Origin of the sequence: Amphritea sp., from assembly GCF_016744155.1 — a bacterium.
GTDB lineage: Bacteria > Pseudomonadota > Gammaproteobacteria > Pseudomonadales > Balneatricaceae > Amphritea.
Genome location: NZ_JADGEW010000017.1, coordinates 20391 through 34775, shown reverse-complemented (window position 1 = coordinate 34775; position 14385 = coordinate 20391). Strand labels below are relative to the sequence as shown.

17 protein-coding genes are annotated in these 14385 nt (G+C 45.4%); 3 read left to right on the top strand and 14 right to left on the bottom strand.

Annotation, left to right across the window (positions count from 1 at the left end):
• Positions 1-407 precede the first annotated feature (407 nt).
• Genes QZZ54_RS12965 through QZZ54_RS12955 form a run of 3 tightly spaced genes read left to right on the top strand, consistent with a single transcriptional unit; the run spans position 408 to position 2016 of the window.
• Positions 408-884 carry a hypothetical protein gene (locus tag QZZ54_RS12965; RefSeq protein WP_290703114.1) on the top strand — a complete coding sequence of 159 codons (477 nt, stop codon included), beginning with the start codon at positions 408-410 and terminating at the stop codon, positions 882-884.
• Complete coding sequence (locus QZZ54_RS12960; protein WP_290703113.1) at positions 884-1486, top strand: SCO family protein; 603 nt, start codon at positions 884-886, stop codon at positions 1484-1486. Before QZZ54_RS12965 ends, QZZ54_RS12960 begins: the two co-directional genes overlap by 1 nt.
• 53 nt (positions 1487-1539) lie before the next feature.
• Complete coding sequence (locus QZZ54_RS12955; RefSeq protein WP_290703112.1) at positions 1540-2016, top strand: copper chaperone PCu(A)C; 477 nt, start codon at positions 1540-1542, stop codon at positions 2014-2016.
• A gap of 63 nt (positions 2017-2079) precedes the next feature.
• Here the strand turns inward: QZZ54_RS12955 and QZZ54_RS12950 are convergent, their stop codons facing one another.
• The 14 genes from QZZ54_RS12950 to QZZ54_RS12885 all read right to left on the bottom strand — a co-directional run bounded on the left by QZZ54_RS12950 (position 2080) and on the right by QZZ54_RS12885 (position 14376).
• Entirely contained in the window at positions 2080-2616 is a 537-nt protein-coding gene (locus QZZ54_RS12950; RefSeq protein ID WP_290703111.1) for an elongation factor P hydroxylase, read from the bottom strand.
• 15 nt (positions 2617-2631) lie between these two features.
• A complete protein-coding gene (locus QZZ54_RS12945) occupies positions 2632-3303 on the bottom strand; it encodes a hypothetical protein (protein ID WP_290703110.1) in 672 nt (223 codons plus the stop codon).
• A 149-nt stretch (positions 3304-3452) separates the two neighbouring features.
• A complete protein-coding gene (gene soxB / locus QZZ54_RS12940) occupies positions 3453-5219 on the bottom strand; it encodes a thiosulfohydrolase SoxB (RefSeq protein WP_290703109.1) in 1767 nt (588 codons plus the stop codon).
• 68 nt (positions 5220-5287) lie between these two features.
• Positions 5288-5710 carry a hypothetical protein gene (locus tag QZZ54_RS12935; RefSeq protein ID WP_290703108.1) on the bottom strand — a complete coding sequence of 141 codons (423 nt, stop codon included), beginning with the start codon at positions 5708-5710 and terminating at the stop codon, positions 5288-5290.
• 18 nt (positions 5711-5728) lie between these two features.
• Entirely contained in the window at positions 5729-6595 is an 867-nt protein-coding gene (gene soxA, locus QZZ54_RS12930; protein ID WP_290703107.1) for a sulfur oxidation c-type cytochrome SoxA, read from the bottom strand.
• 69 nt (positions 6596-6664) lie between these two features.
• Complete coding sequence (gene soxZ / locus QZZ54_RS12925) at positions 6665-6979, bottom strand: thiosulfate oxidation carrier complex protein SoxZ (RefSeq protein WP_290703106.1); 315 nt, start codon at positions 6977-6979, stop codon at positions 6665-6667.
• Between the two features lie 29 nt (positions 6980-7008).
• Positions 7009-7464, bottom strand: coding sequence for a thiosulfate oxidation carrier protein SoxY (gene soxY, locus QZZ54_RS12920; RefSeq protein WP_290703105.1), 456 nt, complete (start codon positions 7462-7464; stop codon positions 7009-7011).
• Between the two features lie 52 nt (positions 7465-7516).
• Complete coding sequence (gene soxX / locus QZZ54_RS12915) at positions 7517-7879, bottom strand: sulfur oxidation c-type cytochrome SoxX (protein ID WP_290703104.1); 363 nt, start codon at positions 7877-7879, stop codon at positions 7517-7519.
• 84 nt (positions 7880-7963) lie between these two features.
• Positions 7964-8971 (bottom strand): c-type cytochrome, encoded by a 1008-nt coding sequence (locus QZZ54_RS12910; RefSeq protein ID WP_290703103.1) that lies wholly within the window; start codon positions 8969-8971, stop codon positions 7964-7966.
• Positions 8955-10283: a sulfite dehydrogenase gene (gene soxC / locus QZZ54_RS12905; protein ID WP_290703102.1), complete on the bottom strand. Its 1329-nt coding sequence runs from the start codon at positions 10281-10283 to the stop codon at positions 8955-8957. The genes QZZ54_RS12910 and soxC overlap by 17 nt, the downstream gene beginning before the upstream one ends.
• A 315-nt stretch (positions 10284-10598) precedes the next feature.
• Entirely contained in the window at positions 10599-11378 is a 780-nt protein-coding gene (locus tag QZZ54_RS12900) for an enoyl-CoA hydratase (protein ID WP_290703101.1), read from the bottom strand.
• A gap of 137 nt (positions 11379-11515) precedes the next feature.
• A complete protein-coding gene (locus QZZ54_RS12895) occupies positions 11516-11968 on the bottom strand; it encodes a YaiI/YqxD family protein (protein WP_290703100.1) in 453 nt (150 codons plus the stop codon).
• A 48-nt stretch (positions 11969-12016) separates the two neighbouring features.
• Positions 12017-12904: a tRNA 2-thiocytidine(32) synthetase TtcA gene (gene ttcA / locus QZZ54_RS12890; protein WP_290703099.1), complete on the bottom strand. Its 888-nt coding sequence runs from the start codon at positions 12902-12904 to the stop codon at positions 12017-12019.
• Between the two features lie 119 nt (positions 12905-13023).
• Positions 13024-14376, bottom strand: a complete 1353-nt coding sequence (locus tag QZZ54_RS12885; RefSeq protein ID WP_290703098.1) for a TolC family outer membrane protein — start codon at positions 14374-14376, stop codon at positions 13024-13026.
• Positions 14377-14385: the final 9 nt, after the last annotated feature.

The window sequence follows — 14385 nt, the reverse complement described above, 5'->3', positions numbered from 1 at the left end:
ACATTGATAGACTTGAGCAGCTGGCTTATTTAACAGTGGCTTTAAACTATGATGTGGCTCAGTGATGAGCTTGGACTCAATCAGAAATTTACAATCCCGACAGTGTGGATGCATGTAACCCCCCCACGAGCTAATGCCTAATCATCAAGAGTATAGGTTCATTCTCTTAAATACGCGCACCTTTCATACATTATATTTTTTTAATTAGCGTTAAAAATCAAATAAAGACGTTATTTTTGAATAGGTTAAATATTTATAATCGTTTAGATTTAAAACAAATATCTATATGTTTTTCAGTTTTATAGAATAATCAGTCATTTCACTGTTCCACTGTTAATGCGACAATTTGCCACATTCAGATCCTTTCCAGGATCGGTGACAATTCAATGCAAAGGAAATACGCATACATGGCACAACCTGAAGCTAAAAAAAGCACTTCCCAGTATCTCTATCTACTTCTTCTGGGAGGCTTTATTCTGGCGATCTGGCTGGGGGCATCCATGTTCAGCCTCCCGAATGAAGAAAGCCCAGGGTATACCAGTGACTGCGATCTAAGGCAGCAGAGTTGCAAAGTCGATATGGGAGAGGCCAGCCTCACCCTTGATATTCAGCCCCGTGAGATCCGCTCACTGACACCTTTGAGTTATCGAGTCAGCATAGAAGGAACAAACGCTAGCCAGGTAATGATAAACCTGCAAGGCAGCGAGATGTATATGGGTATTAACCAGACCGAACTTTCCCCAGTCGCAGGTAAACCTGGCGTATTTGAAGGCCAGGGAGAGTTAGCGGTCTGCACTACCGGGGAAATGAAGTGGCGATTAACGGTTTCAGCAAAAACCGAAGCCGGACAATTAAATACATGGTTTGAATTCAGAGCAAAATAATGGCAAATAACCTGACAACTCTCCGTAATCTGTTACTTCTGACGCTGGCACTATTGGGAGGAATTGTCACAGCCTACCTCCTCTCTCCACGCCCTAACACGTCAAACCAGTCGATGCTCCAGACACTGGGAGGTGATTTCACCTTGCAAGGCATTGACGGCGATGTATCCCTCCATGATTTCAACGGTAAAGTGGTGATGATCTATATTGGCTATACGAACTGCCCCGATGTCTGCCCTACCTCTCTGGCCATAATGTCCCAGGCAATAAAAAACATGGATACAGAGCAACAAAAACAGATTCAACCTATCTTCATCAGTGTCGACCCTGAACGAGACACTCCCGAAAGACTAGCGGAATACAGTAGTTTCTTTCACCCCTCAATTCTGGGTATCACTGGTAGTCGAGATAGCATCGACACTGTCGTCAGACAGTTTGGTTCGTTTTATCGAATGGTGGATATGAAGGACTCCGCAATGGGCTATGCGGTAGATCACTCATCCCGAATCTATCTGATCGACAAACAGGGAAAACTCAGTAAAACGGTGATGCATGGCACCATGCCCGATCAATTAGTTACTGAGATTGAAGCCCTGCTTTAAATAAATTATTTTTAACTTTCAAAGAACTGATACTTGAACAAATAAGGACCGTCATGAACAAAGTAATCACACTGATCGCCGCGCTTACACTGTCTGCTTCAGCTTTTGCCGAAGTTAAAGTTGACCAACCTTACGCCCGCGCTGTGCCACCAGGACAGCCAAATAGCGCTGCCTTTATGTCCCTGAAAAACAACAGTGACACAGAGGTTTCACTAGTATCAGCTTCCAGCTCTGTTTCTAAAGTTGCTGAGCTGCACGCCCACACCAATGAAAACGGTGTAATGAAAATGCGTCAGGTTCCACAGATAACCCTGAAAGGGAATCAACAAGTTGAGCTCAAACCCGGTGGCCTACATATCATGTTGATCGGTCTGAAGCAGAACCTGGTAAAAGGCGAAACTGTCGATCTAACACTAAATTTCAGCGACGGCAGCTCTAAATCATTGGATATTAATGTCAAAGATGTGATGTCGGGTATGGGTCAGATGAAAATGCACAATGGCATGCAGAAAAAAGCGCAAGATCAGTAAATAGCTACCCTAATATGATAAAACCGGCATTCGCCGGTTTTTTTTATTTGCCTATAATCTTTTTTACTTACCAACTAAAGAGAACCGATCAGAGGTAAGAGGCTCTATTCCGTAATAACTCTGGAACACCTTGATAAGGCTCGCTGGACGCTCAGGAACACCATTTGCAAGGTAGTTTTGCACTTGCCGGAATACATTCTCCTTAAATTCCTCACTGGCGCCGATATCACTACCTAGATTATCAGCACTGAAATGAAACTTATGACCTGCCGCTTCCGACAGCATCCATTCCAGAGCCTGAGGCTTAACCTCAACCTTTTCAAATTCTGCCTGCTCTTCGGCGGTTCGTCCATCTGGCTTATACCAGTAACCGAAATCTATCAGCTGACGTCGCTGCTCACCGGCAACACACCAGTGACTTATTTCGTGTAGTGCACTGGCAAAAAAACCATGTGCAAAAACAACTCGGTGCTGAGGAAACTCTGTATCAGCAGGAAGATAGACAGGCTCATCATCCCCCCGGACCAAAACCGTATTCAGTGTTTCACTGAATAAATCATTAAAGAGTCTCGTCAGGCTTTCAGTAGTACGTTCTGTCATAATTTATCTTTGATATTACTGCTGATATTTAACCCAGGTCTTTTGATTCAACCACCAGGTATCGCCACTATTTTGATCAACACGGGCTGCCACATAACCTTTCACGTCACCTTTTGCCGGCAATAGTTGCACCTCATAAGAAGAGATAGTGGGTGTTAATTCTTCCGCCAGAGGCTCCCAGCTATTTGCAGTAGATATCCAGCTCTCACCAGAAAAGCGATTGTAACGAATTAGTTTCCACTCTCCTTTTGCTGAATAACAGGTCGCCAGTTTAAATGGATCTCCGCCACCGAACTCAGGCGCAAGTTGCTGCAACTCAAGCAATTGCTGGTCAAGACGCTGCATCATTTCTGAAGTATCAGCAACCGGGGCCTGATTGACTTGTGTCGGGGATTGCTTCACCGCCTGGGCCAAGACTTGAAACTGAGTTAATAACAACTGTACCCGCTCAGCAACCGCGCTATTTTGGACCTTAAGCTCTAGAAACTGCTCTTGCAGCCGGGTAATACGCCCATTAAGCTGTTCAAACTGAGCAGCCTGATCAAAAGCAGCAACAGGCGCCACTACTGGCGTTTCGGGCATCGTAGCACTCTGATCAGGCTGAACTCCTGCAGCATTACAACCAGCTAATGTAAAGATACTCAGCAGAGCAAGCATCGCGATTCGGTTCACAGTTATACCCTTCATACAATTATCTTAAACCTATCCCTCAAACTTGTGCGCCCATTCTAGCGGATGCCCTCAGAGAGTAGAACCGCTTTCACCTCCGCCCTGATAAGAACCATAAAAAAGGGGAGCATATAGCTCCCCGTTTAAATCTTCAGCTATCTATCTCATCAGCTGTAATCCATGATGCCTGGATTACCCGCTACATTTTTTAGTTTAGGGGTATTGAGTTTATCAATACTCGCAACCTTTCGGTCACGCAGATGAGTTGCCACAACATCCCAGATATCAGCACCCTCTGAACGAGACCCCACCGTTGCCCAACCAGATACTTTATAACTTTTCGAGGCCTCAACCTTCTCACCGTTATCCAGGGTCATCTCGCTAATTCGCTTACCGATCGATTGAGTCGGATCACAGACATAATCGAATCCGCCCACCCGTACCATGTCTCCACCTGACTGCAGATACGGATCAGGATTGAATAGGTTATCAGCTACATCCTCCAGAATAAGCTTCAACTCCTCTCCTTTCATCTCCCGGACGTAGGTTTCCGGATAAGTCAGGCAGGTTTGATCCAGAACATGCTCCATCGTTACCATCTGACCTTTGAGTACGGTTGTGCCCCAGCGGAAACCAGGTGATAGAGAGATATGTGCATCATTCACATTACGTAATGCATCACAGATTACCTGATCAAAGGTGCCGTTAAAGTTACCTCGACGGAACATTAGTTCATCAGCCACCGCCAGTTCCTCACTTAACCAAGGCATATGCGGTGCTCGAATATCTTCGATTAATTTAGTCATTTGCGAATCAGCGGGAATCAGATCTGAGAACACTGGCAGCAAACGATAACGGAAATCCTGTACTTTGCCTGCACGAATATCCAGATCCATCACCCCGACAAACTTACCGTTGGAACCGACGTTACAAACCAGCGTCTTACCGCCATTATTTTTAACAATCGTTGGCGCAGGTATCCCGTCATGGGTATGGCCACCCAGAATCACATCGACTCCGCTGACCCTACGGGCCATTTCCAAATCTACGTCCATACCATTGTGAGAAATGACAATAACCGCATCCACTGATTCCGATCCACGAATTTCGTCTACCAGTTCCTGCAAGGAATCATCATAGATATCAAAGGTCCAATCAGGAATAAAGCGAGCCGGATTAGCAATTTTTGTCCGCGGGAAGCACTGTCCAATAACAGCTATACGTGCACCACCCATTTCACGAATGGTGTAAGGCTTAAATACACGACCCGAATCCTCATCATGGATATAATCATCCGCTCCTTCAAACAAAGCATCTTCCGTAATAAATACGTTCTGAGCCAGAAACTCACCATTAAAAGCTTTGATGTTTTTCAACACCTCTTCCTGATGATAAGTAAATTCCCAGTGACCCGTCATAATATCAACACCCAAATCATTGGAGGCTTCAACCATATCCATTCCCCGGGTCTTATATGCAGTTCCAGATCCCTGCCAGGTATCCCCGCCATCCAACAACAGGGTATTTTCACTGCCATAACTCTGCCGCAAACGATTTATCAGAGTCTTGATGTGAGCAAAGCCGCCGACCTTACCGTATTTCAGCGCTGCGCTATCGTAGTTAAGACTAGTAAACGCATGAGCTTCCAGTGAGTTAGCCCGAATTCCAAAATGATTTAGCAGTTTATCACCAACCAAATGAGGAGCATTTCCCCGTGCTCCACCGATACCCAAATTCACATTGGGCTCACGAAAATAGACCGGCATAAGCTGAGCGTGACAATCAGTAATATGCAGTAGTCTTACATTACCAAAACTCGGAACTTCGTAGAGCTCTGAAGACTGTTTCTTAGCAGCAAAACCTTGTAGCGGAAGCATTCCGGCTGCACCAGCCAGCCCCATCAACTGGGCAAATTCACGGCGTGACATTGACATAGCTAATACCTGAATAGATACAGATTAAGTTCTGCGGCCTAGTTGGCCGCAGTTTTGAAATGGCCGCTTTATTGAGGGACCGAAAGCTGCCAGCTTGACTGAGCGTAGTGATACTGTTTGATACCCATCCGTGCATGGTATTTAGCCTGCGCAGCCAGATCCAGAGCCTTGCGATATTCTCCAGCAGTTAAAGCCGATTCTGCATCCTTGATAATCCCTCGGGTAAGTTTCCACTCAAACCCTAGCTCGGCTACTTCTTTATTTTTTGCCTTTGCCTTATCAACCATCATCTGAGCATTCTCAGCCGTTGCTGCAATATCAGCCTCTACTTCCTCCTCGTGAACAGCTGCATACTGTTTACCATTCCACTCAAAAACAGCACCCTGGCCATACATAGCCCGTGCCTGTAAATATGCATTTTCAAAGCTTTCCGCAGCAACGAAAGTCGGAACCAGCGTCAGTGCAGCAGCTAAAATAAGTGCCTTTTTCATGATTCGTTCTCCTTTGAGTTACTTACGCGCACCAGGGCCGTTTATAGCCAGACCATTATTCATATAACTCTGAAAATACTCCAGATTACGGAAAGTTTCAGTCTGCGGCTTAAGTGGGTGGGAGCGGGAATCTTTATGACAACCCGAATAGCGACGATGCAGAGTACCTAGTTCACCCCATTTAGAACGAAATACTGGGAAGTGGCTTGTATGCCCAAGTTGCGGACTTGGCAGGTCAGCACGAATACGAATATTTGCACCTTGTACATGACAATTAGCACAGGAGAGATTTAACTGACCACGCTTGGCGTAAAAGAACTTTTTACCATCCAAATAAGCCGCCATAGCGCCAGCATCATCTTCGGGAAGCTTAATATCGATGACCTGATCGCGAGAGGTCCAGGCCATATATGCTGAAACTTTAGCTATATCCCCTTTACTCCATTTAAGTACTTTCTCACCATTGGCTTCACGGCACTCATTGATCTCCATCTCAAGAGTTTTAACTGTGCCTTCCTCCTTACTCCAGTAAGGGAAATTCTGACGAATACCTATACCACCATTTTCGAAGCAGTCGGCATAACCTTTGCCATTAGCGAATGTCGTATTAAACAGAGCCTCACCCTCCTCAACCGCAAACTCGTATGGAGGAAACTCTTCTATCTCTTCCCACTGCTCTCTTGAATTAGAATCAACGGCATAGATACCATTGACGTAATCATTCAATTCCGCATCAGGAAAACGCTTTTTAAAGTAATTTTGCAGGGCAACGCGATCTGCCTCAGGATTAACAGTTTCCAGAGTAAAACCGGAATCAGCAGCCTGAGATATCTGAGCGCTCAAAACAAGCCCCACGCCGAATGCCATCGTTTTTATTATTTTCATCAACACACTCCACAGCTGTACAGGTAAGGAGAATAGGGATTCAGACTTTCCGCGAAGCCTTCCCCTAAATCATTTAATTGCGGCAGTTTCAGAGCCGGTCTTACCTGTGCTTTCAACCCAGTTAATGGTTAGCTCTTCACCCTTAGCACCACCTGCAAAGGTAAATGCCAGGTATGGGTTTTTTGATACAGCAGTCCCAAGATTAGCCTCAAACACAGTTTTACCACCATGCTGAACGGTTATCCCTTGCAAAAACATTGCAGGGATCGCTTCTCCAGTTTTTTTATCTTTACGCTGACCGCTTTCCATAATGTGCTTAGCCATCAGTTTGACGCTAGTCATCTCTTTTTTTGACTTAGCCTTAACTTTCATAATTCCAGCCATGATTCTTTCCTCTTCAATAAAGCCTTAAATTATCCGCCACAACCACCGATAGTCACTTTAGTCTCCTGAGATGCACTCAGAAGCTGCCCATCAGCTTTCACTACTGCGGTAATATTGGAAGTTTTGCCCATACGAATACGGGTAGATACTTCAGCTTTAGTACCTGCCGGAATCATAAATTCCGCCACCAAAGGTGTTGGGTTGCCCTCAACAAAAATACTGATCGACTCAACATTTGCTACTGCGGTCTTAACGGTAACAGGAACAACAGCCCCGTTTTCAGCAATGCTTGGTGCTTTAAGGCTGACGTCTGCGCTCGCTGCCGGCTCAGCGCCCAACAGTGATTTCATAGCCATCCCCTGATTCTCTGAACCAAAGGCTTCTTTGTTCCATCCTGCTAAAGCCAGACCTGGCATCAACACACTTGCGCCAATCAAAGCGCCACCGGTGGCGAGAGCTTTAATTACTTTACGACGATTCATCATTCTTCAAATCCTCTATCTATCGGTGCATCTGATTATTCTTTTGCACAATCGGTTAAAACTGGTAAACATACTCGACTACAGCATCGATCTCTGCTTCTGAGAGAATCCAGTGCTTACCCAATGGGGGCATTATGGTGATTGGGTTATTAACAGTCGCATCCCACACTTGTGCACGCAGCACAGCCTTATCTGGGAAGCGCTGTTTCATTGCCACTATAGGTGGCCCCTGGTTACCTGCCTGAGTAGCATCAGGGTCATTGATCTGGTGACAAGATACGCAGTTACCTCTGGATTTATTCAGATATACCGCTTTACCCATCTCGATCATTTCCTCCTGACCTGCAGCCTGAGCAGAACCTGCTGACAGCATCGCCAGTAAACCTGTCGCACATAGCAAGGTTTTCAGCTTACGCATTCGCATTCCTCCGGAATTACCGTTCTCATTTTTTGTTATTTTTATACTAAAAACGGCCTCTTCGAGACCGCGTTTAATCCTCTACTACTGGCTTGACTCCACCATATAAGTAACCGCCTGATTAACCTGTTCGTCAGCCAAATCATTCCGGCCACCTTTAGGTGGCATAATACCGCTATTACCAGTAAATCCATTAATAGCATGTTCTACAAGTACCGGTATACCTTGTTCAATTCGTACTTTCCAGTCAGCTTTATCTCCAAGCTTTGGAGAACCCGCAAGACCAGAAGCATGGCAGGCCTGACAGGCATTATCATAAGTTTCACGCCCAGCTTGAGCAGCTTCAGACAGAGCAATCGCATGTGTGGTGTCTTGCGCAACGTCTTCACCCTGCATCTTTCGCTCTTTAAGCTCCTGACCATGATGTGACGCTGCAGGCGCATCAGCTCCTTCGACAAAGTGCCCTACCGGAGTAATACCTGCCACCGTTCCGACGATATTTAGCTTAGAAGGATCAGCACAATTCTCCATACAGCGCTCATTCTTTACATCAGGCCGTGGATCGACAAAGAAACCTTCTCGATTAGGCATTTCTACCTTTGCCAGCGTGTCCTTATTAGCAACAAATTCCTCATCAACAACTTCATTCAGATAAAGCACATAGGCGGCTAACTGATAAGTTTGATCATCACTCAATGAACGAGGCGCCGTAAACGGCATTGCCCGCCGAATGTAATCATAAAGAGTGCTCGCATAAGGCCAGTAACTACCAACCGTTTTTACTGGACGATCCTCTTGCAGAGTGTCTTCACCACCTGCCAGCACTGGCCAGCGCCCTTCACCTTCACCAAACAATCCGTGACAGGTAGCACAGAGCTGTTCATAAAGCTCTTCTCCATCAGCTACAGATCCTTCACCTTTCGGAAGGCCCATTCCATCAGGACGAATATCAATATCCCAACCCTGAATTTCTACATCGGTAGCGGTCTTACCAAAACCATATTTTTCAGCCGCATTCACTACACCTGAAGCCATCAGAAGAGCTGTAGAAACAGCTGTAATCTGGAGAGACGTTTTAACTAATCTGAACATTTTTAACCTCTCCGTTTGCTTCGATTTTCCAGGTATGGATTGAGTTCTTATGGTAGATAGAGTTCGTGCCACGAGCCTCTCTTAACTGACGCAGAGTAGGCTGCACATAACCGGTTTCATCGACCGCCCGACTCTGCAGCAACCAGGGCTGCCCATCCCATTTTGTAACTAGGCTAAAACGGGTTAGCGCCTTATCGAGCACCAAACCTTTTAGCTTTGCAGGCACCCAGCTGATACCGCCATCAAAAGAGATATCAACCTGTTTGATCTTCCCTCTGCCCGTCCAGGCAAGGCCTTCAATCTCGATTAATCCACTCTTTATAATCGGTTTTTCCGGACATGGGCTGGTAATAACTGAGTTAGTTTCCTGCACAAAGGTAAACTTGCGTGCACGTCCATCTGCCATAAGGTCGGTATACTTAGAGGTTTCTTCGCGCTGGTACCAGGGCTTATCGCCTACTTCAATTCGACGCAGCCACTTAATTGAAGTATTGCCCTCCCAGCCCGGGTTTAACAATCGTAACGGATAACCCTGCTCAGGCCGAAGCATCTCACCATTCTGAGCGTAAACAACCAGGGTATCATCTAAAGCTTTTTCGATAGGGATAGAGCGGCTCATGTGGGAGCCGTCAGCCCCTTCCGCCAGTATCCATTTACCTTCAGGTTTTACACCTGCCTCTTCGAGCAAAACCCTCAGTGGAACACCAGTCCATTCACAACAACTCAACATACCGTGAGTAAACTGCAGTGCCTCCATCTGTGCGCCTTTCCACTCCATACCACCGTTGGCTGGACACTCAATAAATTTGATCTCGGAAACCGATGGAAAACGCATCAGGTCTTCCATTGTGAAAATGATGGGGCGATCAACCAGACCATGAATCATCAATCGATGTTCTTGCGGGTTTATCTGCGCTACACCTGCGTGATAACGTTCAAAGACCAGACCATTTGGCGTAATGATTCCTTTCAGGTCCTGAATTGGGGTCATACTGATAGAGGCAATAGATTCGGCGGTTAGCCAGGGAACAGTTCGACGAACTACCCCACTTTCATACTTCGATGGCTCGCCATAAGGCTTATCGATGACACCAGCACCCAAACGACGCCCCCACTCAGGTTCCATTGGCGGAAGGTTTTTAGCATCAGCTGCGCCAGCCAGACCACTAAATGTCGTTGCGGTCATAGCACCAGCAGCAAGCATTCCATGTTTGAGAAAATCCCGACGATCGGAAATTGATAAACCTTCAGATTCTTTTGCTAATTGAGCCATTAGCTCGCGGGTCGACAGATTCTTAATCCGATTGGACATCCACGCCTCCAGACAGTTTGTTCAATATGCACAAAGCATAAGAACACTTTTATATTATTATTTGAAATAACCTTATAGAGAAAAGAAATATAAGAAAACTCGACCAATGTCTAGCCGATATTTTGAGCGTCAGGCTCTATATTCAATATTCATTGATTAGAACCTTATTATATTTCTTATTGTTATAAGCTTATTACTTTATGCAAATATAATAACAGAGTCTGATCGAAATGCGCCACCTGTTCGACTAATAGATAATCACAGTGCAAAAAAAACCGCAGAAGAATCTGCGGTTTTTTTTCAAGAGTTTTTTCCTCAACGATGCTGCCAATCTGGCTTACGTTTATTGATAAAAGCATCAATACCTTCACCTGCATCATGGGTCATCATATTTCCAGTCATCACCTGACTGCACTCTGTATATGCTTCACTAAGAGTTTTATCGATTTGCCGCGCATAAGCCTGTTTGCCTATTGAAATCGCTTTACGGGAACTGGCTGCAATTTTTCCTGCCACTTCCAGAACTTTCTGCTGCAACTGCTCTTCCTCCACAACCCAATTAACCAAACCCATCTCCCAGGCTCGCTCGGCACCAATCATATCGCCAAGTAATAGCATTTCCATCGCATGCTTTTTACTGACAGCCCGGCTAAGCGCAACCATTGGTGTCGAACAGAACAAACCAATATTTACTCCGGGGGTAGCAAAACGGGATTTTTCACTAGCCACAGCCAAGTCACAACTGGCTACTAGCTGACAACCAGCAGCTGTTGCAACTCCGTGGACTTGTGCAATCACAGGAATAGGCAGATTGACAATACGCTGCATCAACGCAGAACAGGTATCGAACGTACACTGGTAGTACGCTTCTTCCCCCTCACCCAGCATCTGTTTCAAATCATGACCAGAACAAAAACCACGACCGCCACCCTGTAGCACCACTACTCGTACAGAAATATCTTCAGCGATATCATCTAAGGTGGCGATAAGCGCCTCCATTAACTCCATAGACAAAGAGTTATATGCACCAGGACGGTTAAGCGTCAGTTGGCAGACTCCGTCAGAGTCTTCTCGGATAAGAAGTGCGTCGCTCATAGCAACCTCAGTTATTATTATTTAATAACCAAGAAGGTAGAACAAATGAGAATAAAAATAAAGGTTTTCCCCTATTCCCTCACCAAAAACACAATTTAGTCAGAACAATAAATAGGGACCTGTTAACTTATCAGGAATTAACTGCGAAGGTGCTTCGAAAGAAAGCGATCAAGCTGATTAGCAAACAGCTGTCTATCCTGCTGCCCCAACTTACCTGGCCCACCGGTATCAATGCCGGAACTTCTCAACTGGTCCATAAAGTCCCGCATATTGAGCCGTTGGCGGATATTTTCAGGCGTATAAAACTCCCCGCGAGGATTCAATGCGTGGCACCCTTTATCCAGTACTTCAGCAGCAAGCGGAATGTCCGCGGTAATAATAAGATCGCCAGGCTGACTTTTTTGCACAATATAATTATCAGCAACATCAAAACCCGCTGGCACTTGTACAGCACTAATAACCTTTGATGGCGGCGTACTCAAAAACTGGTTAGCCACTAGGGTCATCTCTACCGCCAAACGTTCTGCTGCACGGTAAAGAATATCCTTCACCACATTAGGACAAGCGTCTGCATCAACCCATATTTTCATCAGCTATTAGTCCCTATCTTAGGAAAAATTCTTCAATAAAAACATTGCTCATAGAGAAAGAATATCGATCATTTCAGGGACAGGACCTGCAGCCTCGCTGTTTACAGCAGCATTATGATCTGTAATTCCATGGGGATAACCCCGTTCTAAGCTTTTAAAATCAAACAGCTCAGTATCGACCAAGTGAGAGGGAACTACATGCCTTAGAGAACGAAACATCGTTTCAATGCGGCCCGGATGGTTTTTATCCCAACCCTGTAACATCTCTTTGATAACCTGACGCTGCAAACCATCCTGAGAACCACAGAGGTTACAGGGAATAATCGGAAATTCACGTAGCTCCGCGTAGGCAGCTATATCTTTCTCCCGAGCATATGCCAATGGCCGAATGACCATATTCCTACCGTCATCACTCACCAGTTTTGGCGGCATCGACTTAAGTTTACCGCCATAGAACATATTCAGGAAAAAGGTTTCGAGTATGTCGTCACGATGATGACCAAGCGCAATTTTGTTAGCGCCAATCTCTTCAGCAAACCCATATAGGGTTCCACGACGAAGACGTGAGCAGAGTGAACAGGTAGTTTTCCCTTCTGGCACTAATTCTTTTACGACAGAATAGGTATCTCGTTCAACGATATGGAAAGGTATGCCGATTTCAGCCAGATACGCTGGAAGAATATGCTCAGGGAAGCCTGGTTGTTTTTGATCCATGTTAACCGCAACAATCTCAAAACTGATTGGCGCGCTTTTTTGGAGATTCATTAGGATATCGAGCATTGCAAAGGAGTCTTTGCCACCAGAAAGACAGACCATAACCTTATCGCCATCTTCGATCATATTAAAATCTGCGATGGCACGTCCGGTTTCACGACGCAGGCGTTTCTGGAGTTTATTAACCCGGGTTTTCTGCTGCTTTGCCAGTTCTTCGCTCATGTTCACATTCAAAAGGGCTGTTAGAAAAGGCGGCGATTATAGCGGATTTTAATAGAATTAGCAGCTTAGATTACAAGGGGAATATTGCTGTAGCCTACCGACTACAGCAATATTAAGTCTTACTTCTGAAGATAAGCGATCTCTTCCTGCTCTTCACTGGTCAGAATAGATTCACGGTTCAAATTCAATACTGTCAGCAGATCACCCATAGCATTCAGTACCCGGAACTGGGTCAGAACACGATCTTTATCTGCCTCAAGCAATTTCTGACGAGATTCAAAAAGTTCATTTTCAGAATCTAGCAAATCCACCAAAGTGCGACGACCTAGTTTGAACTGCTGCTTATAAGCATTAAGTGTTTTTTCAGCTTCGATCACATGAGCTTCAAGAAACTCCATTTGACGTTCCAACAACTGATAAGCATTCCAGGAAAGACTCATCCCTTCAGCTACTTCACGCTGAGCACGATCACGAATCGCGCTTGCTTCCATCAACTGATAATAAGCTTCTTTCTGGCGGTGTGTATCTGCATTACCATTGAAAAGGTTATAACGCATGCGGATCATTGCGGTCATATCATTGCTATAACCAACCGCTCCGTCGAGATTATTATTAAAGGTTCCACCCAGTTCTAAACGGACATCAGGGTGGAAATCAGAATCTTTTATTTTCAGTTGAGCAACCGCAGCATCCATATCCCACTGCGCAGAAAGCAGAGTAGGGTGAATTTTACCGGCCCGTTCCAAGGCCTCCTCATAAGAGGGAGGCATAGATTGATCAACAGCATCAGGTTTTTTCAGACCTAATGGCTCCTGACCTACAACTTTGTAATAGCGTGTTTTAGCATCAAGAACATTATTATCAGTCGCCAGATAGTTCGAATGTGCACGACTCAAACGACCTTTTACCTGAGAAAGATCGGAAGCTGACCCAAGACCGTGTTCAGAACGCTTGCGAATACCATCCAGAATTTCGATGTGCGCTTCAAGGTTCTCCGCCGCCAATACAGATGCTTCCTGAGCATGAATCACTGTCATATATGCATCAGCAACTTCAAGGGTAGTATTTTCTGCTGCACTCCATAGCTGAAAGCGCTGTGCTATAGCCTCAGCTTGAGTACGATCAATATCATTCTTCGTACGTGCGTAGTCATAGAGAAGCTGACTCATCGTCAGTGATGCTTCACCTCGCTCCAAATTAACAAATTTAGAACCACTCGACGCTGCCGCTGCTCTGGTTGAAGGACTGTTTGTACGCTCTCCACCCCATCCAAGAGCAAGATCAACCGTAGGTAGATAACCCGCTTTCGAAACACCGATCTGCTCAACTCGAGCTAAATACTGACTTTTAACAATCGCCACATCAGGAGAACTCCCTACTGCGTAGGATGCTGCCTCAATCAACGTTTGTGACGAAACTGTGCCCGACCATACCAACAAAGCCAGCGTGCCGAACTTATAAATTTTTCCCATTGAACCGTT